Origin of the sequence: Rhodopseudomonas sp., assembly GCF_013377015.1 — a bacterium.
In the GTDB taxonomy this organism is placed as follows: domain Bacteria; phylum Pseudomonadota; class Alphaproteobacteria; order Rhizobiales; family Xanthobacteraceae; genus JARJEH01.
Window position 1 is genome coordinate 225,355 of record NZ_JACABA010000006.1, and the last position, 20,981, is coordinate 246,335.

Here is a 20,981-nt window from a genome sequence, read left to right on the forward strand (position 1 = left end):
GGCGGCCCGTTCGGGCCGGCCACCGCGCGGGTCATGACCGCCAAAGCAACCGCAGCGCCCGCGTCGGGTGCAGCCGGAACAGCAGCGCAAGCAGCAACCATCGGGATTGGCCGGGCGGTCGCACGCGATTGCGAAGCAGGTTGACCAACGCCTGTTGGGCAAACTTGCGCTCGCCCGGCATCAGATCAGAAAGCTGACCGGAAATGGCCCGCAGGTCGATCGACGATGGATTTGCTTCACGCCCAATCGCCGGGTCTGCCAATTCGAGCAGCCGATAAATTCTGGACCATTCGTCGCAGAAGGCGCCCTCCGATTGTCGGCTCCATTCGGGCGGCGCCGTGAGCGCTGAGGCAGGATCAGCCCCTTGAGTTCGACGGCCCTCACGCGACATCCGAGCCAGCCGGGCCGAGAAAAGCTGGCGCAATGCCTTGGTCTTGGTGATGTTCTTGTCGTGCTGGCGGTATTGAATCTGGACCTCGGGCAGGATGGCGAATTCGCCCTTGTCGGCCAGGCGGAGCCAAAGATCGTAATCCTCCGCCGCTTCGAACGCCCGCCGATAACCGCCGAGGTCGCGGGCGGCCGCGGTGCGGAACATCACCGTTGAATGGATAAAGGGATTTTGCTTCGCAAGGGCGCGCGCCAACTTGGCCCGGTCGATCGGCGGCCGCAACCGCTTGGGCTTCGGCTGGCCTTGCTCGTCGATGACTTGCGCCCACGCCCCCAGCAGGACAACGTCGGGGTGCCGGCGGAAAAACCGCGTCTGCGCCAGGAGCCGATCCGGCAAGGCGATGTCGTCGGCGTCCAGCCTGGCGATCAGGGTGCCTCTGGCGGCGTTCAAGCCGCGATTCAAGGCGCATACCAGCCCTTCTCGCGCCTGGGTGAGAACGATCAATCTTTGATCCCGGGCGCGATAGCCAGCAAGAATCTCTGGAGTCTGATCGATCGACCCATCGTCGATCACCAGCAATTCGAAATCAGAAAAAGTCTGGGTGAGGATGCTGTCGATCGCTTGGCTCAACCATTGTTGGCCATCGCGGACTGCCATAATCACCGAAACGACGGGAGGCTGCACTTTCGTCCTTCAGGTCGCTCGCGCCGTTGCGATGGTGGCAATTCAAACACCAGTCACTTCAGCGCATGCAATGCCAGAAAAGCATTGCGAAATGAAGCCTGGTTCCCGCGCTGCGCCTTGCAACAAGCGCGGCCGAACTTTAGAACTTTGCATGCAATCGGGCGGTCGCCAAGCCGTTCATCGCGCGGCTTCCGAACAGCGCACTCATCCCATTCATGCGGGTTCATCCGCATAGCTGGACCCCAGGCTCGTAACGGACGTTGATTTGGATCAGTTTTCCCATATCGAAGCGCAGTCTGCGGAGCCTTGGCTTTGGATGGACGTCTCGACGAGCTGGCGCGCTCGCTCCGGGCAAATGAACGGCACGCTCCGAGTCGAGCAGAGCTGCGCAAAGGCGCTCACCGGTCTGATGCCAGGCCAGATCCGCTTCTGCCGCTATCACCAGGTGAAGCGATGTTTCGTGCCGCTCGACAGCTATCCGGACATCAGCGCCAGGCCGATCGTGGCGACCGAGGCGCAGGGCCGCACCATGCTGTCGTCGCTTCGTCCGCTGGGACGGCGGATCGAGCGCACGATGCGGAATTCGGTGCGGGCCGCGACCGGCCGAATCTTCCAGCAGGTCGAGAATAGCGACAGCCTGCCGGCGCTCGGAAGTGACAGCCGCAACGAGGTTCTGCTACTCGCCGGCGAAAATTGGTCGCAGTATAATTTCGGCGTCATTGCGCGGCTGCGCAGGGAGCGCGGCATCAAGGTCGCCGCGCTGTGTCAGGACTTCATCCCGGTGGCGTGCCCGCAATTCTTCGGCGACGGCGAGTTTGTCGCGAAGTTCAGCGCCTATGCCGAATTTCTGATCCGCGAAACCGATCTTGTGCTCGCCATCTCCAACGCGACCAGGTCCGACATTCTCGACTACGCCAGCAGCCATGGCGGCATGCGCGGCTCAATCGAGATCGTCACGCTCGGTGCGGACTTGCCGTCGTCGCAGCACGCCAAGCAGCCGGACGGCTTGTCGAACGCTCAGGCCGAGCGCTTCGTGCTGAGCGTCAGTACGATCCAGTCGCGAAAGAATTTCGATCTGCTCTATCATGTCTGGCGCCGGCTGACCGAACAGAACACGCCCGGACTTCCGACCCTGGTGATCGTCGGACAACCCGGTTTCGGCAGCCGGGATCTGCTTTGGCAGATCGCTCACGACCCCGTCACCCGCGACAAGATCGTGATCCTGAACCGCGCCAGCGATGACGAATTGATCTGGCTTTATCAGAATTGTCTGTGGACCTTGTATCCCTCCTTCTACGAGGGCTGGGGCCTGCCGGTCTCGGAAAGTCTGGCGTTCGGCAAGTACTGCCTGGCGTCGAATGCGTCGTCGATTCCGGAGGCCGGCGCGGGATTCGCCGGGCTGATTGACCCGCTGGATTTTGCGTCCTGGTGCAATGCCGTGGTCGAGCTGATGAATTCGCCCGACCAGTTGGCGCGACTCGAAGCTTCGATTCGCGCCGGATATCAACCGATTACCTGGACGAAATCGGCTGGCGAGATCGCAAACAAATTGTCGAAATTGTCCGCCAAGAATCCGGCGATGCACAACGAATAGGTTCTACGATGTCGTCCTCTGCTGTCAGCCGAACGAGTTCAGCGCGCCTGCTGGAGAGCGCCAGGGAAGTCATTCTTCGCATGGGCGTCGCGGAGAAGCTGTATATCCTGGTGATCTGCCTCGTCTATCTGATGCACAATATCTGGCTGGCGCGCACCGTTCTTTGGTTCGTGCTGGTCCCAGTCCTTCTGATCAGCATGCGTCCGTACCGGAGCCTGCTGCCGATCGTGAAGTCAGGGGTATTCGTGTTGTCGGCGTGTTTTCTGGTGCTGATTCTGGCGACGTCGGTGCTGGCCGGCGGGGCGTCGGTCGCACTGATTTGGAAGAACGTGCGTTATGTGGTTGCGGTCCTGGGCTTCCTGACGATCACCGCGCACCTCATCAACAAGGATGGCGACTTCCTTCGCCTGCTCTTTCTGTTCGTGGCGCCCGCAGCGGCGATCGCCGCGATCGTGGATGTGCTATGGTTCAGCGGTTTTTCGCTACAAACCATCCTGACGACCCGTCTCGAGGGCGTGAAGGGGCTGACGGTCTATTACAATTCGAATGTCATCGGCATCATGTTCGCAATTCCGTGCGTCGGCGCGGTCGCATTGATGGTATCGAAAAGACTCGCCCGCTGGCAATTTGCGATGTTGTTTGCGTCCGCACTCGTCCTGCTTGGCGCGGTGGTGCTGACCGGGAGTCGCGGATCTGTCACCGCGGCGCTTGCCGGAATCGGCCTCTGCGTTCTGCTGGCTGCGAATTGGCGGCTATCCGTTGCTGCGGTGGCAGTCGTCATCCTCGCTGCCGGCATCGTTGCGATGACGCCCCTGTTTGGCGCGCTGCTGCAAAGAGGCGACAGCCTCAGGCTGACGCTGTGGCCGGTCTATCTGCACATGGCGGAGCTGAAGCCATGGATCGGCTATGGATTGGCGTTCGATACGCAAGTAACGTTGCCCGACGGCAACGTCGTCATGAATGCGCACAATATTATTCTCTGCGCCCTGGTTCGAGGTGGCGTGTTCAGTGCCGCTGCCTTGTTCGGCATTGTGGTCTTCGCGCTGCTAGGTGGATGGCGAGCCTGGCGGCGGCATGGCGAAGTCGCGCCTGTAGCGCTGCTTGGGGCTTGTCTGATGGCATCAAGCGTCGACTACGAGATCGTGCCGACGGATCTCGGATATCTCTGGATCCTGTTCTGGCTTCCGGTTGCGATCTGCCTCGGTGCGAGCCTGCCGAGATCGAATCGCGCGTTTTCCGAACAAGGCGCGGCCGAACCGATGGTCTCGGACGCCGCTGCGGCGCGGGCGTGAAACCGACGACAACGGGAGCATTGACGTGTGTCACGTCAACTTTGGTTGAAATCGCCTAACGTCAATGCTGTCCGGGTTCGTTCGTCGCCGAGCTGCCGATTGGGGATAGCAACGTTGTGGTCGTGACTTCTGCACTATTACCCGACGTTCCGCACTCGCTCCCCGTCGCCGACGCGCTCGCAATTCTGAAAGTGTCGGCCGTCGACGGCCTCAGCGAGGCTGAGGCGAAACGTCGCGCCGAGGCGTATGGCCCGAATGCGATCCTGTCGCGACGCAAGACCAGCGCCATCATGGTGCTGCTGCATCAGTTCCAGAGTCCGGTGGTGTATTTGCTGGCGACGGCGGCGGCGCTGGCGCTGTATTTCGGCGAGCTGGAAGAGGGCATCGCGATCGCCGCCGTGCTCGCCATCAACGCCGCGATCGGCTTTCTGACCGAGCTGAAGGCTGCGCGCTCGATCGAGGCGTTGCGGGCGCTCGGGACGCATTCGGCGCGGGTGCGCCGCGGCGGCCATACCAGGCTGCTCGCGGCCGAGGACATCGTTCCCGGCGATATCATTCTGGTGGAAGCGGGGGATTCGATCGTGGCCGACCTGCGGCTGGTCGAGGCTTCCAACATCACGGCCGACGAATCGACCCTGACCGGCGAATCGATCGGGGTCGAGAAGGACACCAAGGCGGTCGCCGCCGATGCGCGGCTGGCCGAACGCAGTTCGATGCTGTTCAAGGGCACGCCATTGACCCGCGGCAGCGGCGTCGGCGTCGTGGTGGCGACCGGGCTGCAAACCGAAATCGGCCGAATTTCGCAATTGGTCGAACAGGCCGAGTCCGGCAGTTCGCCGTTGGAGCTCAAACTGGCGCGGCTCTCGGGCCAACTGGTCTGGGCCACGTTGGTGCTGGCGGGGCTGCTGGTCGTGATCGGCATAGCCACCGGCAAGGACGCCTTCCTGATCATCGAGACGGCGATCGCGCTCGCGGTCGCGGCGATTCCCGAAGGGCTGCCGATCGTGGCGACGCTGGCGCTGGCCCGCGGCATGTGGCGGATGGCGCGGCAGAACGCCTTGATCGAGCGGCTGTCGGCGGTCGAGACGCTGGGCGCCACCACCGTGATCTTCACCGACAAGACCGGCACGCTGACCGAAAACCGGATGACGGTGCGGCGCTATTGGCTGCCCTCCGGCGAAATCGATCTCGATGGCGACAGCGCGGTCACGGCCGGCGACGACCCGCAGCTTGTGCGACTGCTCGAGATCGCCGTGCTGTGCAACGACGCCACGCTGGACGACGCGGCCGACGCCGGCAGTGGCGACCCGATGGAGCTGGCGCTGTTGCGCGGCGCCGATCGGGCGGGGGTCGACCGCGTGACGCTGCTACGCAACAATGCGACCACGCGCAAGCATGCGTTCGACAGCACCAGCAAGATGATGGCGACGATGCATCGTCGCGACGACGGCTTCCTGATCGCGGTGAAGGGCGCGCCCGAAGCCGTGCTGGCGCGGGCGACCAGCGTCGCCGACGAGGGCGGCGAGGTCGCGATCGACCACGCGACCCGGGCGATTTGGCACGAGCGGATCGGCGATCTCGGCCGTCACGGCCTGCGTGTGCTGGCCTGCGCCAGCAAGAATGTGGCGTCCGCCGACGCCGACCCTTACGATCGCCTGACCTTGCTCGGCCTGATCGCGCTGGACGATCCGGCCCGCGCCGACGTGCCGGATGCGATCAAGGCCTGCCAGCGCGCCGGCATCCGGGTCGTGATGGTCACCGGCGATCATGCGGTGACGGCGCGCAGCATCGGCCGGGCGGTCGGCCTCGGCGGCGCCGACGTCGACGTCGTCGAAGGCCGCGACGTCGCGCGGCTTGTCGCCGGCCATAGCCGCGCCCTGTTCGACGCCGACATCTTCGCCCGGGTCAGCCCGGCGGAGAAACTCGATCTGGTGCGCGCCTATCAGTCCGAAGGCGCGATCGTGGCGATGACCGGCGACGGCGTCAACGACGCCCCGGCGCTGCGTCAGGCCGACATCGGCGTGGCGATGGGGCTGCGCGGCACCGACGTCGCGCGCGAAGCCGCCGCGATGATCCTGCTGGACGACGCATTTCCGACCATCGTCAAGGCGATCCGCGAGGGCCGCGTCATCTTCGGCAACATCCGCCGCTTCGTCGCCTATCTGCTGTCCTGCAATCTGAGCGAGGTGCTGGTGGTCGGGCTGGCGGTCCTGTCGACGCTGCCGCTGCCGATCCTGCCGCTGCAGATCCTCTATCTCAACCTCGTCACCGACGTGTTCCCCGCCTTTGCACTGGCGATGGGCGAGGGCGGTCGAGATGTGCTCGAACGGCCGCCGCGCCATCCGAAGGAGCCGATCCTCGGCCGCGCGCAATGGATCACCATCGTGCTGCAAAGCCTCGGGCTGACCGCCGGCACCTTCGGCGCGCTGGCGCTGGCCCGGTTCGGGCTGGAGCTCGACAGCCGGTCGGTCGTAACCGTCACCTTCCTGACCCTGGCCTTTGCCCAGCTCTGGCACGTCTTCAATATGCGTGACGCCCATTCGGGGGTGGTGCGCAACGAGATCACCCGCAATCCGTGGGTGTGGGCCTCGCAGGCGCTGTGCGCGGCGCTGCTGATCATCCCGCCCTATCTGCCGCCGCTGGCGCATGTGCTGCACCTTGCGCCGCCGACGCCGGCGATGTGGGGTATCGTTCTCGCCATGAGTCTCGCCCCGCTGATCGTGGCGCAGATCGTGACTGCCATTGTGCGGCGATGGCGCGCGGGGCTCAGGCCGGCGAACTGAGTTTGAGGCCGATCATGCCAGCCACGATCAGGGTCAGGCAGAGCACGCGAACTCCGCTGGTCGGTTCGCCATAGAGCAGCATGCCGACGATGATGCTGCCGGCGGCGCCGATCCCGGTCCAGACCGCGTAGGCGGTGCCGAAAGGCAGTGACTTCAACGCGATGCTCATCAAGCCGAAACTGGCAATAATCGCCAGCAGCGTCGCTGCCGCCGGCCAGAATCGGGTCAGGCCGTCGGAATGCTTCAGGCCCAGCGCCCAGACCACCTCCAGCAAACCCGCTGCAAGCAGCGCGAGCCAACCGTTCACGGCATCGTCTGCCGCGCCGGCAAGGTCAGCACCGCATATTGCGCATAGCCCCGGAACGGCCGTTCGAAGGTCAGCTCGGCGCCGGAGCGGGCCGCGACCTGGGCCAGCACCTTTTCAAGATCGTCGCGCGGCGTGACGTCGAACATCGCCAACCATTGCCGCAGCAAGGTGCGGACCAACCGGGGCAGGCCCCGCTGATCGCCGAAATCAACGATGTGCAAACGGCCGCCGTCGCGCAGGCTGCCGATCGCGCGCTCGATCACCGCGCCCCAATTCGGGATCATCGACAGGCTGTAGGAGATCATGACGTGATCAAACGCGGCGCGGCCGAACAGCGGCTGCGGCTTGAACGCGGTGGCGTCGCCATGGGCGACCCGAACCGTCTTGGTCAGGCCGGCGCGGCTGATGCCCTCGATCGCCGAGGTCAGCATTTCGGTGGAAACGTCGAGACCGAAGAAGCTGGCGTTCGGATATTTTTTGGCGGCCTGGATCAGATTGCGGCCGGTGCCGCAGCCGACTTCGAGAACGGCTTCGCCGGCGGCCGGGCGCAGGCGAGCGATCAACTGGTCGCGGCCGAGCAGGTAGTAGCGGCGCGTGATGTCGTAGATGTGGCGCTGCGAGCGATACATCCGGTTCATGCGGCTGGTCGCATCGACCGGCCAGGAAGCGGTATCGGACGCGGTATCGGCGGGAATTTCGGAGCGAGACAGCGTGATCACGAAAGCCCCCATCAATTCGGCTGAGTGAGCATTCCTTCACCATTCGCGCGACAGGGATATGACAGCAGGATCGTCACAACAAAAATCTGCTTGTCGCAAAACTGCATTATGCGGCCGCTATTTTCGTCCAATTGCCGATTCGAGGAATGGATGAATACGCAGCTCATCGCGGACGCGGTCCGCAACAGCAAAGATCGCAGTGAGTCGACGCTCTGGGACCATCTGTTTTCGATCTGGTTTCGCCGGCTGGTCTATACCCAGATCTGGGAAGACCCCGAGGCGGATCTCGCCGCTCTGCGACTGCCGGTCGGGTCGACCATCGTGACGATCTCGTCGGGGGGCTGCAACGCGCTGTCCTATCTGACTGCCAAGCCCGCGCAGGTGTTCGCAGTCGATCTCAACGAGGCGCATCTCGCGCTGCTCAAGCTGAAGCTCGCCGGGCTTCGTGCGTTGACGGACTACACGGATTTCTGGCGCTATTTCGGCGAAGGCACCTCGGCTGACAATGCTGCCCTGTATCGCGAACGGCTTCGCCCGCAGCTCGATTCCGACGCCCGCGGGTTCTGGGACGAGCGGGATTTCAAGGGCCGCCCGCGCTATCGCTATTTCACCGACGGGTTCTATCGCCACGGCGCACTCGGCCATTTCATTGGCTTCGCCCACCGGTTGGCGAAATTCGCCAAGATCGATCTCTCGGCTTTGCTGAACGCCGAGTCCAATTCGCCGGCGCGCGTCGAAGCGCTGGACCGGCTGCATCGGCTGTTTCACTCGGCGTTTGCGCGCTTCCTGACCAAGACGCCCGCGCTTCTGTTCAGCCTCGGCATCCCGCCGCAGCAGCGCGATCTGCTCGGCGGCGACCAGCCGCTGAACGAGGTGCTGCACGCGCGGCTGCTGCGGCTGATCAATGGCTATCCGAACGCGACGAATTACTTCGCCTGGCAGGCGCTGCAGCGCAGCTACCCCGGCCCGGGCGACACTTGCCTGCCGCTGTATCTGCAGCGCGGCAAGTTCGATTTGATGCGCGCTGGCACCGCGCTGATTACCCCGGTCCACGCCAATCTGCGGGTGTTCCTCGAGCGCCTGCCGGCGCGTCAGGTCGACGCCGTCGTGTTGCTGGATTCGCAGGACTGGATGGCGCCGGACGAAATCCGTGCGCTTTGGAATGCGATCGACCGCGCCGGTAGCGACGGCGTCCGGGTGATTTTTCGCACCGCCGGCGCCGAGTCCCCGCTGGACACCGAGCCGCTGGCGCCGCTGCGCCAGGTCTGGGAACGCGACGCGGCGCGGAGCGCGATCGGATTCGAACAGGATCGCTCGGGGATCTATGGCGGTTTCCACTGCTACGCACGGCGCGCAGCGGCTGCTACCTGAGCGCCGCCCGTCCGACGGCCGACTCCTTCCGCGCGTCTTGATATTTGATTCAGGTCAAGCCGCGCGGCGTCCGGTCGGCATAAATTTACCGATGACTTATCTGCCCTTGGCGATCCCCGCCGCATTGTTGGTCGTCAGGTTCGCAGGTCTGTCTCTCCCCTGACTGACCTCGCCATTCGGTGTCATATCCCGGATGGCGAGGTTGAATTCTTTCTGGACGGGGCAAAGGGCGCGGGCGAGAGCCGACAGCTTGGCGCGGCGTTGGCTTCGCGCCGCTCGTCACCTTCGTGATTCCTGACCTGGAGCACAGCGTTTTCGCGCGCCGCCTCGTCAACGCGCGCGTCGCGGGTGTGGCTTGCGCACCGGTGCGGCACGAGCCAGCCGGTCGGGAATGCCGGCATTGACGCCTTGCCAATCCCGGCCCGATCAGGGAAGAGTCTCAAGATACACATGAATTTGATCGGGGCCGGGATTGATCGACAAGCTCGAACTGCTGCTGGCGCTGGCCAAGGAACGGCATTTCGGCCGCGCCGCGGAGAGCTGCGGCGTGACCCAGCCGACGATGTCGACCAGCATCAAGCAGCTCGAGGAAATCCTCGGCGTCATGCTGGTGCAGCGCGGCTCGCGCTTTCAGGGCTTCACCCCGGAGGGTGAGCGCACGCTGGACTGGGCGCGGCGGATCGTCGGCGACGTTCGCGCGATGCGGCAGGAGATCAACACCCTCAAGGACGGGCTGTCGGGCGAGATCCGGATCGCCGCGATTCCCACCGTGCTCGGCATGGTGGCGTCGCTGACCACGCCGTTCCGGGCCCGCCATCCCGAGGTCCGGTTCCGGATCGTGTCCTGCACCTCGGCGGACGTGCTCGGCCTGCTGGAGAACCTCGAGGTCGACGCCGGCCTGACCTATATCGAGAACGAGCCGCTGGGGAAGGTGCGCACCATCCCGCTGTATCAGGAGAGCTACAAGCTGGTGACCTCGCCGGACGGCATGTTCGGCGACCGCGACCAGGTCACCTGGAGCGAGGTCGGGCAGGTGCCGCTGTGCCTGCTGACGCCGGACATGCAGAACCGCCGCATCATCGACCGCGCGCTGAAAGCCGCCGGCACCGAGGCCAAGCCGACGCTGACCTCGAATTCGATCATCGTGCTCTATACCCACGTCAAGACCGGGCGCTGGGCCAGCGTGATGCCGGGCAAGCTCGCCGAAACGCTGGGCCTCGGCGACGCCGTGCGTACCATCCCGATCGTCGATCCGGTGGTGACCTATTCGATCGGCCTGGTGGTGCCGCCGCGCGAGCCGCTGACCCCGCTGATCGCCGCGCTGGTGCAGATCGCCCGCGAAGTCGCCCCGACGCTCGAGGCGTAATCCGGCCCCGGGAAATTGCTGCGGCGCAGCGCAATCCCGTCGTTGCCGATTCCGTATCGCAGCATTGGACTGCTTTATTGATCTTTGGAATGATTCCAACTCAGATCGTCCGGCAATCCACCGACGACCAAAGAGTGCCGATGCAATACGAACCATGGGAGGCCGCCCGCGCGGCCGAGATCATCGCCGGGCACGCCGGCAAGGAAGGATCGACGCTGGTGATCCTGCACGCGTTGCAGGAGGCGTTCGGCTATGTGCCGGAGCCGGCGATCCCGATGATCGCCGAGGCGCTGAATCATTCCCGCGCCGAGGTCCACGGCGTCTTCACCTTCTATCACGAGTTCCGCAAGGAGCCGGCCGGGCGCCATGTGCTGAAGCTGTGCCGGGCCGAGGCCTGCCAGGCCGCCGGCGGCGATGCGCTCGCCGCGCAGGCCGAGCACAGGCTCGGCATTTCGATCGGGAACACCACGCCGGACGGCGGCGTTACCCTGGAGCCGATCTATTGCCTCGGGCTCTGCGCCACCGCGCCGTCGGCGATGTTCGACGACCGGGTGATCGGCCGGCTCGACGCGCAGCGGCTCGATGCCCTCATGGCGGAGGCGCAGCGATGACGCTTCGCATCTTTATTCCGCGCGATGCCGGCGCGGTCGCGGTCGGCGCCGATGAGATCGCTACCGGCCTGCTCGACCTCGCGCATGCGCGCGACGTCGCGATCGATTTGGTTAGGACCGGCTCGCGCGGACTGTATTGGCTGGAACCGATGCTGGAAGTCGCCACCGAGGTCGGGCGCATCGCCTACGGGCCGATGACGCCCGACGATGTCGCCTCGGTATTCGATGCGATCCTGGCCGACGGCCCGCATCCGCTGCGGCTCGGCCTCACCGAGGAAATTCCCTGGCTGAAGCGGCAGACAAGGCTGACCTTCGCCCGCTGCGGCGTGATCGATCCGCGCTCCAGCGACGATTACCGCGCGCATGGTGGCTACAAGGGCCTCGAGCGCGCGCTGGCGATGAGCTCCGAGGATATCATCGACGACATCGTCAAGTCCGGACTGCGCGGCCGCGGCGGTGCGGGCTTTCCGACCGGGATCAAGTGGCGGACCGTCGCGCATGCCGGCCGCGGCCAGAAATACATTTGCTGCAACGCTGACGAGGGCGACTCCGGCACCTTCGCCGACCGCATGATCATGGAGGGCGATCCCTTCATGGTGCTGGAAGGCATGACCATCGCCGGCATCGCGGTCGGCGCCACCAAGGGCTACATCTATATCCGCTCGGAATATCCGCATGCGATCGAGGCGATGAACGCAGCGATCGCGGTGGCGCGGCGCACCGGCTATCTCGGCCACAATATCTGCCGCTCCACCGACAGCTTCGACGTCGAGGTTCGGGTCGGCGCCGGCGCCTATATCTGCGGCGAGGAGACCTCGATGCTGGAAAGCCTCGAGGGCAAGCGCGGCGTGGTCCGCGCCAAGCCTCCGTTGCCGGCGCATAAGGGCCTGTTCGGCAAGCCGACCGTGATCAACAACGTGCTGAGCTTTGCGGCCGTGCCCTACATCCTCGCCGGCGGCGCGCAGGCCTATGCGGATTGCGGCATGGGCCGTTCGCGCGGCACCAAGCCGATCCAGCTCGGCGGCAACATCAAGCATGGCGGGCTGTTCGAGGTCGCCTTCGGCATCACGCTCGGCGAACTGGTCGACGACATCGGCGGCGGCACGCTGAGCGGCCGACCGGTGCGCGCGGTGCAGGTCGGCGGCCCGCTCGGCGCCTATTTCCCCCGCGCGCTGTTCGACACGCCCTATGATTACGAGGCCTTCGCGGCGCGCAGCGGCATGGTCGGTCATGGCGGCATCGTGGTGTTCGACGACACCGTCGACATGGCCCGGCAGGCCCGCTTCGCGATGGAGTTCTGCGCCGTCGAATCCTGCGGCAAGTGCACGCCGTGCCGGATCGGCTCGGTGCGCGGCGTCGAGACCATCGACAAGATCATCAAGGGCGACCGCGCGGCCGAGAATATCGCCGTGCTGGAAGACCTCTGCCAGACCATGAAGTTCGGCTCGCTTTGCGCGCTGGGCGGCTTCGTGCCGTTTCCGGTGCTCAGCGCGCTGACGCATTTCCCGGAAGATTTCGGCCTGGCGCCCTCGCGCCTGCAGGCTGCGGAATAAGGACGACCGACATGTCGCTGATCCAGGAAATCGATTTTGGAACGCCGCGCTCGAAGTCCGAGACGATGGTGACGCTGACCATCGACGGCAACAGCATCACGGTGCCGGAAGGCACCTCGATCATGCGCGCCGCGATGGAAATGGGCACTGCGATTCCGAAACTGTGCGCCACCGACATGGTCGACGCATTCGGCTCCTGCCGGCTGTGTCTGGTCGAGGTCGAAGGCCGCAACGGCACGCCGGCGTCGTGCACCACGCCGGTCGCCGCCGGCATCGTTGTGCACACCCAGACCGAGCGGCTGAAGACGATCCGCAAGGGCGTGATGGAGCTCTACATCTCCGACCATCCGCTGGACTGCCTGACCTGTTCGGCCAATGGCGATTGCGAATTGCAGGACATGGCCGGGGCGGTCGGGTTGCGCGACGTGCGCTACGGCCAGAACGGCGAACAGCATCCCAATCCGGGAATCGACAGCTCGAATCCGTATTTCACCTACGATCCATCGAAATGCATCGTCTGCTCGCGCTGCGTCCGCGCCTGCGAGGACGTGCAAGGCACCTTCGCGCTGACCATCGCGGGCCGCGGCTTCGGCTCGGTAGTGTCGGCCGGCATGCAGGAATCCTTCCTCGGCTCGGAATGCGTCTCCTGCGGCGCCTGCGTGCAGGCCTGCCCGACCGCGACGTTGAACGAGAAATCGGTGATCGCGATCGGCACGCCGGAACATTCGGTGGTGACAACTTGCGCCTATTGCGGCGTCGGCTGCTCGTTCAAGGCGGAGATGCGCGGCGAGGAAGTCGTCCGCATGGTGCCCTACAAGGACGGCAAGGCCAATCGCGGCCATTCCTGCGTCAAGGGCCGCTTCGCCTGGGGTTACACCAACCACAAGGAACGCATTCTCAACCCGATGATCCGCGCCAAGATCACCGATCCGTGGCGCGAAGTATCGTGGGACGAGGCGTTCAATCACGCCGCCTCGGAGTTCAAGCGGATTCAGGCCAAGTACGGCCGGGATTCGATCGGCGGCATCACCTCGTCGCGCTGCACCAACGAAGAGACCTATCTGGTGCAGAAGCTGATCCGCGCCGGCTTCGGCAACAACAATGTCGATACCTGCGCCCGGGTCTGCCATTCGCCGACCGGCTACGGCCTCTCCACCACCTTCGGCACTTCGGCCGGCACCCAGGATTTCGACTCGGTCGAACACGCCGACGTGGTGATGATCATCGGCGCCAACCCGACGGACGGCCATCCGGTGTTCGCCTCGCGGCTGAAGAAGCGGTTGCGCGATGGCGCCAAGCTGATCGTGATCGATCCGCGCCGCACCGATATCGTCCGCTCCGCGCATGTCGAGGCGCAGCATCATCTGCCGCTGCTGCCCGGCACCAATGTGGCGGTGCTGACCGCGATCGCGCATGTGATCGTCACCGAGGGCCTCGCCGACGAGGCCTTCGTGCGCGAGCGCTGCGACTGGAGCGAGTTCGAACATTGGGCGGCGTTCGTTGCGCAGCCCCACAACAGCCCGGAGGCCACCGCGATCGCTACCGGGGTCGATCCGAAGGAGCTGCGCGAAGCGGCGCGGCTGTTCGCCACCGGCGGCAACGGCGCGATCTATTACGGGCTCGGCGTCACCGAGCACAGCCAGGGCTCCACCACCGTGATGGCGATCGCCAATCTGGCGATGGCGACCGGCAATATCGGCCGGCCCGGCGTCGGCGTGAACCCGCTGCGCGGCCAGAACAACGTGCAGGGCGCCTGCGACATGGGCTCGTTCCCGCACGAACTGCCGGGCTACCGCCACATCTCCACCGACTCGGTGCGCGAGAGCTTCGAATCGATGTGGGGCGTGCATCTCAACAAGGAGCCGGGCCTGCGGATTCCCAACATGCTCGACGCCGCGGTCGATGGCTCGTTCAAGGGACTCTACGTCCAGGGCGAGGACATCCTGCAATCCGATCCCAACACCAAGCACGTCGCCGCCGGGCTTGAGGCGATGGAATGCGTCATCGTCCACGACCTATTCTTGAACGAGACCGCGAACTACGCCCATGTGTTCCTGCCGGGCTCGACCTTCCTGGAGAAGAACGGCACCTTCACCAATGCCGAGCGCCGCATTCAGCGGGTGCGCAAGGTGGTGGCGCCGCGCAACGGCCTGGAAGATTGGGAAGTCACCATCGGCCTCGCCAAGGCGATGGGATTCGAAATGACATACGAGCATCCGTCGCAGATCATGGACGAGATCGCGGCGCTGACGCCGACCTTCGCCGGCGTCTCCTATGCCAAGCTCGAGGAACTCGGTTCGGTGCAGTGGCCGTGCAACGAGAAGTCGCCGGAAGGCACCCCGGTGATGCACATCGATCATTTTGTCCGCGGCAAGGGCAAGTTCGTCATCACCGAATATATCGCCACCGACGAGAAGACCGGGCCGCGCTTCCCACTGTTGCTGACCACGGGGCGAATCCTCAGCCAGTACAATGTCGGCGCGCAGACCAGGCGTACCGAAAACGTGGTCTGGCATCAGGAGGACCGTCTGGAAATTCATCCGCACGACGCCGAACAGCGCGGCGTTCGCGACGGCGACTGGGTGCGGCTCGCCAGCCGCGCCGGCGAAACCGCGTTGCGGGCGCAGATCACCGAGCGCGTCGCGCCCGGTGTGGTCTACACTACGTTCCATCACCCCGACACCCAGGCCAATGTGATCACCACTGAATTCTCCGACTGGGCCACCAATTGTCCGGAATACAAGGTCACCGCCGTTCAAGTGTCGCCGTCGAACGGCCCCTCGGAATGGCAGAAGGCCTATGACGAGCAGGCCCGCCAGTCGCGACGGATCGCGGTCGTGGAAGCGGCGGAGTAATGGTGCACAAGGCGGTTCGTTCCATCCCCAGCATGACCTGGCGCAACGGCGGCGTCAGCGATGCGATGCGCGCGGTTCCCGAGGAAACCGCGGTCGCGATCAGCTACAATGGCGGCACCTATGCGGTGATGATGGCGACGCCGGGCGACCTAGAGGATTTTGCGACCGGCTTCAGCCTGAGCGAAGGCGTCGTCGAGACCGCCTCGCAGATCAACTCGCTCGATGTCGTTGAGCTCGATGACGGCATTGAATTGCGGATGTGGATCGGCGAGGCCATCGCCGAGCGACTGCAGCAACGGCGCCGCCACATCGCGGGGCCGACCGGCTGCGGATTATGCGGGATCGAATCGATCGCCGAGGCGATGCGGCCGGCGGCAACGGTCGGGGCCGGCCGGCAGTTTTCACCCGAGCAGATTGTCTCGGCGATCCAGGCCGTTCCCGCACTGCAGAAGATCAACATCGAGACCCGCGCGGTGCATGCGGCAGCGTTCTGGGGCCCCACGCAGGGCATCGTTTGTCTGCGTGAGGACGTCGGCCGCCACAACGCGCTCGACAAGCTCGCCGGGGCTCTGGCACGCGAAAAAGTCACCACTACTAATGGAATGGTCTTGCTGACAAGTCGCGTTTCGGTTGAAATGGTTCAGAAGACAGCGACGATCGGCGCGCCGGTGCTGGTCGCGGTGTCGGCGCCAACCGCGCTGGCGGTGCGGATGGCCGACGCCGCGGGGATTACGCTAGCCGCGATTGCCCGCGCCGATGGTTTTGAAGTCTTCACGCATCCCGGCCGGATCGCTGCGAGCGCCGCCGATCTTGCGAATGTTCAAGGAGTTGCTGGTGTCGCCTGACCACCTGATCTACATGGCCAACCAGATTGGCACGTTCTTCAAGAGCCAGGGGCCGGACAAGGCGGTGCCCGGCATCACCGAGCATATCAAGAAATTCTGGGACCCTCGAATGCGCTCCGCGATCCTGGCGCATCTCGATGCCGGCGGGTCAGGACTACAGCCGGACGTGCGGGCTGCGGTCGAGGCTCTGAAGATACAGGGATCATAAATATCAGGTCAGCCCAACAACCGGGCGACTGCGGGGAGGCTAACGATGTCGACAATTGAGGGTGCCGGAAGACTTTCCGGTGCGGGCGGCGGGATTCTGGATCGCGAGCGGATCATTGCGAAAGCCGGCTATAATCGCTGGCTGGTTCCGCCCGCGGCTTTGTGCATCCATCTTTGCATCGGCATGGCCTATGGCTTCAGCGTGTTCTGGCTGCCGCTGTCGCGCGCGATCGGGCTCAGCGCGCCCAAGGTCTGCGCCGACATGACGATTTTCCAGGAGCTGGTCACCACCAGTTGCGACTGGCGGGTCGCCAGCCTCGGCTGGATGTACACGCTGTTCTTCGTGCTGCTCGGCGCCTCCGCGGCGCTGTGGGGCGGCTGGGTGGAACGCTCCGGTCCGCGCAAGGCGGCGTTCGTCTCGGCGATCTGCTGGTGCGGCGGCCTCGTGCTCGGCTCGATCGGCGTCTACACCCACCAGCTCTGGCTGCTGTGGCTCGGCTCCGGCGTGATCGGCGGCATCGGCCTCGGCCTCGGTTACATCTCGCCGGTGTCGACACTGGTGAAATGGTTCCCGGACCGCCGCGGCATGGCGACCGGCATGGCGATCATGGGCTTCGGCGGCGGCGCCATGATCGGCGCGCCGCTCGCCAACATGCTGGTGACCTACTTCAAGAGCGCAACTGACGTCGGGGTCTGGCAGACCTTCCTGGCGATGGGCGGGATCTACTTCGTGTTCATGATGATCGGCGCGTTCTCCTACCGGCTGGCGCCGCCGAACTGGCGTCCCGACGGCTGGACCCCGCCGGAAAAGGCCAACGCCTATATCACCGCGCATCAGGTGCATCTGCGCGACGCGCACAAGACCCGGCAGTTCTGGCTGATCTGGGGGGTGCTGTGCCTGAACGTCTCCGCCGGCATCGGCGTGATCGGGATGGCCTCGCCAATGCTGCAGGAGATTTTTGCCGGCAAGCTGATCGGCTTCCCGGATCTCAGCTTCAACCAGCTCTCGATCGAACAGAAGACCGCGATCGCGGCGATCGCCGCCGGCTTCACCGGGCTGTTGTCGCTGTTTAACATCGCCGGCCGTTTCTTCTGGGCCTCGCTGTCCGACCATATCGGCAGGAAGAACACCTACTACGTGTTCTTCCTGCTCGGCATCCTGCTCTATGCCGCGGCGCCGACCTTCGCGTCGATCGGCAGCAAGGCGCTGTTCGTCGCCGCCTTCGCCGTCATTCTGTCGATGTATGGCGGCGGCTTCGCCACCGTGCCGGCCTATCTGGCCGACATTTTCGGTACCCAGTTCGTCGGCGCCATTCACGGCCGGCTGCTGACCGCGTGGGCGACCGCCGGCATCATCGGTCCGGTGGTGGTCAACTACATCCGTGAGGCGCAGATCGCCGCCGGGGTGCCGCGGGCGCAGGTGTACGATTTCACCATGTACATCCTGGCCGGGATGCTGGTGCTCGGGCTGATCTGCAATTCGCTGGTCCGGCCGCTGGCGGACAAATGGTTCATGAAGCCGGAAGAAGTGCTGGCATTGCAGGCCAAGGGCACGACGACAATGAGCGGGGGCTCCTACGGCATCGACAAGGGCGGCCTTGATGCCCGCTCGGCGGCGTTCTGGGCCTTCGTCGGCATTCCGCTGGCCTGGGGCGTCTGGATCACGCTGCAGAACGCGATCAAGATCTTCTGATCCTTCGCGACCGATCGCGGGACGGCGGCGAGGCCGTCCGTCCCGCAGAGTCCGCAAGTCCTCGATCCCATCAAAGCAATCCTGCCAAAGGAGTTCTCTCGATGCTTCGCACCGGCATTTGCCTCGCCGTCATGCTTGCCGTTTCAAGCGCAACCTACACCGCCTCGGCGCAGACCGCGGCCACCGCTCCGGCCGCAACCACTTCGAAGATCAAACTCACGCGCGAACGTCTGAAGGACATGCGTGCGAAATGGAGCCAGAACAAAGCCAAGCTCGCCGCCTGCCGCAAGGAGGTCAAATCGAAGGGCCTGGCCGGCGACGACCGCTGGTTCTTCATCGAAGACTGCATGGCCAAGAGCTGACGCCGATCGGCGCCCGCGCGGCCTCTCTTCGTCTGGGAGCACGGCAGGCCTTGGCCTGCGCCGCGGGTCGCCAAGGTCACGATCCGACCGCAGCTCGAGGCAGTCGTGACGCGATCAACAATCTGTTGAAATCAGTGGCGCACCATTAATAAGCCAATCGCTTCGCTGCAATCGACGGCGCTGGTCTTGGCACGTTGCCGAGCGAGAGCTTGCCCTTGCTGCCGCGGCCGATGCGCCCATGATCCACTCACGCCAGACTGAAATGATTGGTCAGTTGCTGACAGACGTCACGGTGGCGCGCGATGTCGTCGTTCGCTTGCGCAGCTTGTCACTCCGAAATCGCGGTTCCACCTCGGCGATAATTGATCCCCGTCAAGGCTGACGCTGTTCTGACGGCGGATGATTTCTCGTCTGCATCACTTGCAGGGGAATTCAGTCATGACCGTCGATGTCTTACTGCTTGCTGCCGCCGCGGTTTCCACCGTGCTGATCTTGTTCGGCGTCGTGATCTTGGGCGATTTCCAGACCCGGTCGTGCAAGTCGCACGTCAAGGTGCAGCCGCACCATCACTGATCGGCGGTTGGTCCGCGGTCGGGACGCCAACTGACTGAAGCGCGGCCGGTTCGGCGCAGTTCGGGCCGACACGGAGCGGACCGTCGCCGACGTTATGCTTTTCCGGCGGCTTGACCCGTTGTTGGGCTTGTGGCCATGCCCATTATTTTGCCAGTCACTTGCTGACGGCCTCGCCCAGATCGCGTTTGATGATTTCCAGCAGCGATTGCAGGATCTCCGGCTGCGCCGGGGGCACCGCCGCTCGCCGCGGCGGATCGATCGATGCCGACATCGCCTGAACCCTTTCGGCCACGGTTGCCCGCCGCGGTGCGGCTGGCGCTGAGGTCAGGCCTGCAACCTCCGTGAGTACCGGGGCCGCGTTTGGCGCAGCGGCCGGTGCGAGCTCGGCCGGCGGCGCTTTGGGTATCGGCAAAGGTTGCAGCGCAGGGCGGGCGGCACCGTTCTGTGCGGCCGCGGCGCGAGCCGGACCGGCCGCCTGCGCGGAGCGGATGAAATTGCCGTGCAACACGTCTTCGCGCCGTCCCATCAGAAACAGCGTCATCCAGTAGGCCAAGGCCAGCGCGATCACACAGACAATGCTGGTCTCAAGCATGGTGGCGCGCCGGTTGCGAGCGCCGCATTGAGTACTTGCGGGCGCGCGTCGGGCGAGCCCCGGGGCCGGCGGCGGCCGTTCGCAGGGGCAACTCGATACCCCATCGCTTGTCGACCTCCTTGGCCGGCAAGTCTCGATCCTGATCGCGGTCCAAACTCGGAGCGGAAATACTCATCCTGACGCCTCCGAGGCTATTGATTCCGCAAGCCGCTTGCACGTGCAAGTGGAATTTTGCGGGCGCCGGGATTCGCCTGCGACAGATACGACACCGCGCCGGGAGCAGGGCTCCCGGCGCGGTGCAATGGCATTGGAATGAAGCGTCGGCTTAGTGCTTTGACAGCACCGGAAGGCCGAGCATCGACGAGAACGGCGCGGGATCGTTGATCAGCTTCGCCGACGCCTTCTGGCTGGCCGCCAGCGACGAGAACGGCTTCGAGTTGGTGAGCAGCGGGCCGAACAGGGTGGAAAGGAAGAAGTTCGGGTTGGTCAGCTCGGGGAAGCCCAGCGAGCCGAACGTGGTCCTGGAATCGGTCAATCGCGGCGCGCCCGTCAGTCTGGTCGAAGAGCTCAGCAGCGATCCCGAGACGCCATGGCTGGCGCCGTTGTGGAGCGGCTTGCTGGGGCCGTGGCGGTTGAGAATGGCATCGGCCAGGCCGCCTCTTCCGAACGGCGGGTCGACCGAGATGACGCTGCCGCCTTTGCCGTTGGACACCAGCTCGGCATTGTCGAATTTGTTCGCCTTCAATTCCGCCAGGGCGGCCGATGCATTCTTGCTGTCATCGTAAGATCGGGTGATCTGCGTCATGCTTGGTTGCCTTCCTCTTTCGCGATCCGTGGCTCGTTTATACTAAAGATGTACCACTCGGCTTCGTTCCCTTGTGTCACATTTTCGCGGTGCGGCAAGTTATTTTCGTGACCCAAATACCGCGGGAAGCACGCTGATACCGCTGGCGGATTTGAGCTGCCAAACATGGTGCAAAAATGGTGACGATCATGGCGATGCTGTCTTGAATTTCATTCGCACCTAGCCCTCGGCCCTCGAAGGCCCCGCGCCGGTCGCTTGCCGATGTGTTGTGTCGGTAAAATGGTATAGGCGTTGCGCACCGAGGTGTCGGCGCCGACATCGCCCTGACGCATCGATATGCAACTGCTTGGGCGTGGGCTCTCTGCAGCACGAGATGATTGA

The 20,981-nt window shown here is 64.6% G+C and carries 18 protein-coding genes; 13 read left to right on the plus strand and 5 right to left on the minus strand.

Going from position 1 to position 20,981, the window contains the following annotated elements; genetic code table 11:
- Positions 1-31: 31 nt before the first annotated feature.
- On the minus strand, positions 32-1,072 hold the full coding sequence (locus tag HXX15_RS21095) for a glycosyltransferase (protein ID WP_296518605.1): 1,041 nt from the start codon (positions 1,070-1,072) through the stop codon (positions 32-34).
- Positions 1,073-1,427: 355 nt separating this feature from the next.
- On the opposite strand from HXX15_RS21095, the gene HXX15_RS21100 reads away from it, so the two are divergent.
- From HXX15_RS21100 to HXX15_RS21110, 3 genes are all read left to right on the plus strand, one after another.
- Positions 1,428-2,666, plus strand: coding sequence for a glycosyltransferase family 1 protein (locus HXX15_RS21100; RefSeq protein ID WP_296518607.1), 1,239 nt, complete (start codon positions 1,428-1,430; stop codon positions 2,664-2,666).
- A gap of 8 nt (positions 2,667-2,674) precedes the next feature.
- Positions 2,675-3,958, plus strand: a complete 1,284-nt coding sequence (locus tag HXX15_RS21105) for an O-antigen ligase family protein (protein WP_296518609.1) — start codon at positions 2,675-2,677, stop codon at positions 3,956-3,958.
- Between the two features lie 122 nt (positions 3,959-4,080).
- A complete protein-coding gene (locus HXX15_RS21110) occupies positions 4,081-6,741 on the plus strand; it encodes an HAD-IC family P-type ATPase (protein WP_296518611.1) in 2,661 nt (886 codons plus the stop codon).
- Here HXX15_RS21110 and HXX15_RS21115 read toward each other — a convergent pair.
- Positions 6,725-7,048 carry a multidrug efflux SMR transporter gene (locus tag HXX15_RS21115; RefSeq protein ID WP_296518614.1) on the minus strand — a complete coding sequence of 108 codons (324 nt, stop codon included), beginning with the start codon at positions 7,046-7,048 and terminating at the stop codon, positions 6,725-6,727. The two genes, HXX15_RS21110 and HXX15_RS21115, sit on opposite strands and share 17 nt — an antisense overlap.
- A complete protein-coding gene (locus HXX15_RS21120; RefSeq protein ID WP_296518616.1) occupies positions 7,045-7,767 on the minus strand; it encodes a class I SAM-dependent methyltransferase in 723 nt (240 codons plus the stop codon). Before HXX15_RS21120 ends, HXX15_RS21115 begins: the two co-directional genes overlap by 4 nt.
- A gap of 150 nt (positions 7,768-7,917) precedes the next feature.
- On the opposite strand from HXX15_RS21120, the gene HXX15_RS21125 reads away from it, so the two are divergent.
- From HXX15_RS21125 to HXX15_RS21170, 10 genes are all read left to right on the plus strand, one after another.
- On the plus strand, positions 7,918-9,138 hold the full coding sequence (locus HXX15_RS21125) for a BtaA family protein (protein WP_296518619.1): 1,221 nt from the start codon (positions 7,918-7,920) through the stop codon (positions 9,136-9,138).
- A gap of 472 nt (positions 9,139-9,610) precedes the next feature.
- Positions 9,611-10,504 (plus strand): LysR family transcriptional regulator, encoded by an 894-nt coding sequence (locus HXX15_RS21130; RefSeq protein ID WP_296518622.1) that lies wholly within the window; start codon positions 9,611-9,613, stop codon positions 10,502-10,504.
- 134 nt (positions 10,505-10,638) lie between these two features.
- Positions 10,639-11,115 (plus strand): formate dehydrogenase subunit gamma, encoded by a 477-nt coding sequence (locus tag HXX15_RS21135; RefSeq protein ID WP_296518681.1) that lies wholly within the window; start codon positions 10,639-10,641, stop codon positions 11,113-11,115.
- Positions 11,112-12,668: an NADH-quinone oxidoreductase subunit NuoF gene (locus HXX15_RS21140; RefSeq protein ID WP_296518625.1), complete on the plus strand. Its 1,557-nt coding sequence runs from the start codon at positions 11,112-11,114 to the stop codon at positions 12,666-12,668. The genes HXX15_RS21135 and HXX15_RS21140 overlap by 4 nt, the downstream gene beginning before the upstream one ends.
- A gap of 11 nt (positions 12,669-12,679) precedes the next feature.
- Positions 12,680-15,523, plus strand: coding sequence for a formate dehydrogenase subunit alpha (fdhF, locus tag HXX15_RS21145; RefSeq protein WP_296518627.1), 2,844 nt, complete (start codon positions 12,680-12,682; stop codon positions 15,521-15,523).
- Between the two features lie 32 nt (positions 15,524-15,555).
- A complete protein-coding gene (gene fdhD, locus HXX15_RS21150; protein ID WP_296518683.1) occupies positions 15,556-16,368 on the plus strand; it encodes a formate dehydrogenase accessory sulfurtransferase FdhD in 813 nt (270 codons plus the stop codon).
- Entirely contained in the window at positions 16,358-16,576 is a 219-nt protein-coding gene (locus HXX15_RS21155) for a formate dehydrogenase subunit delta (RefSeq protein ID WP_296518630.1), read from the plus strand. Before fdhD ends, HXX15_RS21155 begins: the two co-directional genes overlap by 11 nt.
- A gap of 45 nt (positions 16,577-16,621) precedes the next feature.
- Positions 16,622-18,268, plus strand: a complete 1,647-nt coding sequence (locus HXX15_RS21160; RefSeq protein WP_296518632.1) for an OFA family MFS transporter — start codon at positions 16,622-16,624, stop codon at positions 18,266-18,268.
- 101 nt (positions 18,269-18,369) lie between these two features.
- Positions 18,370-18,630, plus strand: coding sequence for a hypothetical protein (locus tag HXX15_RS21165; RefSeq protein ID WP_296518635.1), 261 nt, complete (start codon positions 18,370-18,372; stop codon positions 18,628-18,630).
- Positions 18,631-19,068: 438 nt separating this feature from the next.
- Positions 19,069-19,203 (plus strand): hypothetical protein, encoded by a 135-nt coding sequence (locus HXX15_RS21170; RefSeq protein WP_296518636.1) that lies wholly within the window; start codon positions 19,069-19,071, stop codon positions 19,201-19,203.
- A 154-nt stretch (positions 19,204-19,357) separates the two neighbouring features.
- Here the strand turns inward: HXX15_RS21170 and HXX15_RS21175 are convergent, their stop codons facing one another.
- Both HXX15_RS21175 and HXX15_RS21180 read right to left on the minus strand, forming a co-directional pair.
- A complete protein-coding gene (locus HXX15_RS21175) occupies positions 19,358-19,795 on the minus strand; it encodes a hypothetical protein (RefSeq protein WP_296518638.1) in 438 nt (145 codons plus the stop codon).
- 325 nt (positions 19,796-20,120) lie between these two features.
- The gene (locus HXX15_RS21180) at positions 20,121-20,600 is read right to left on the minus strand and encodes a hypothetical protein (RefSeq protein ID WP_296518640.1); all 480 of its coding nucleotides are present in this window, start codon (positions 20,598-20,600) and stop codon (positions 20,121-20,123) included.
- Positions 20,601-20,981: the final 381 nt, after the last annotated feature.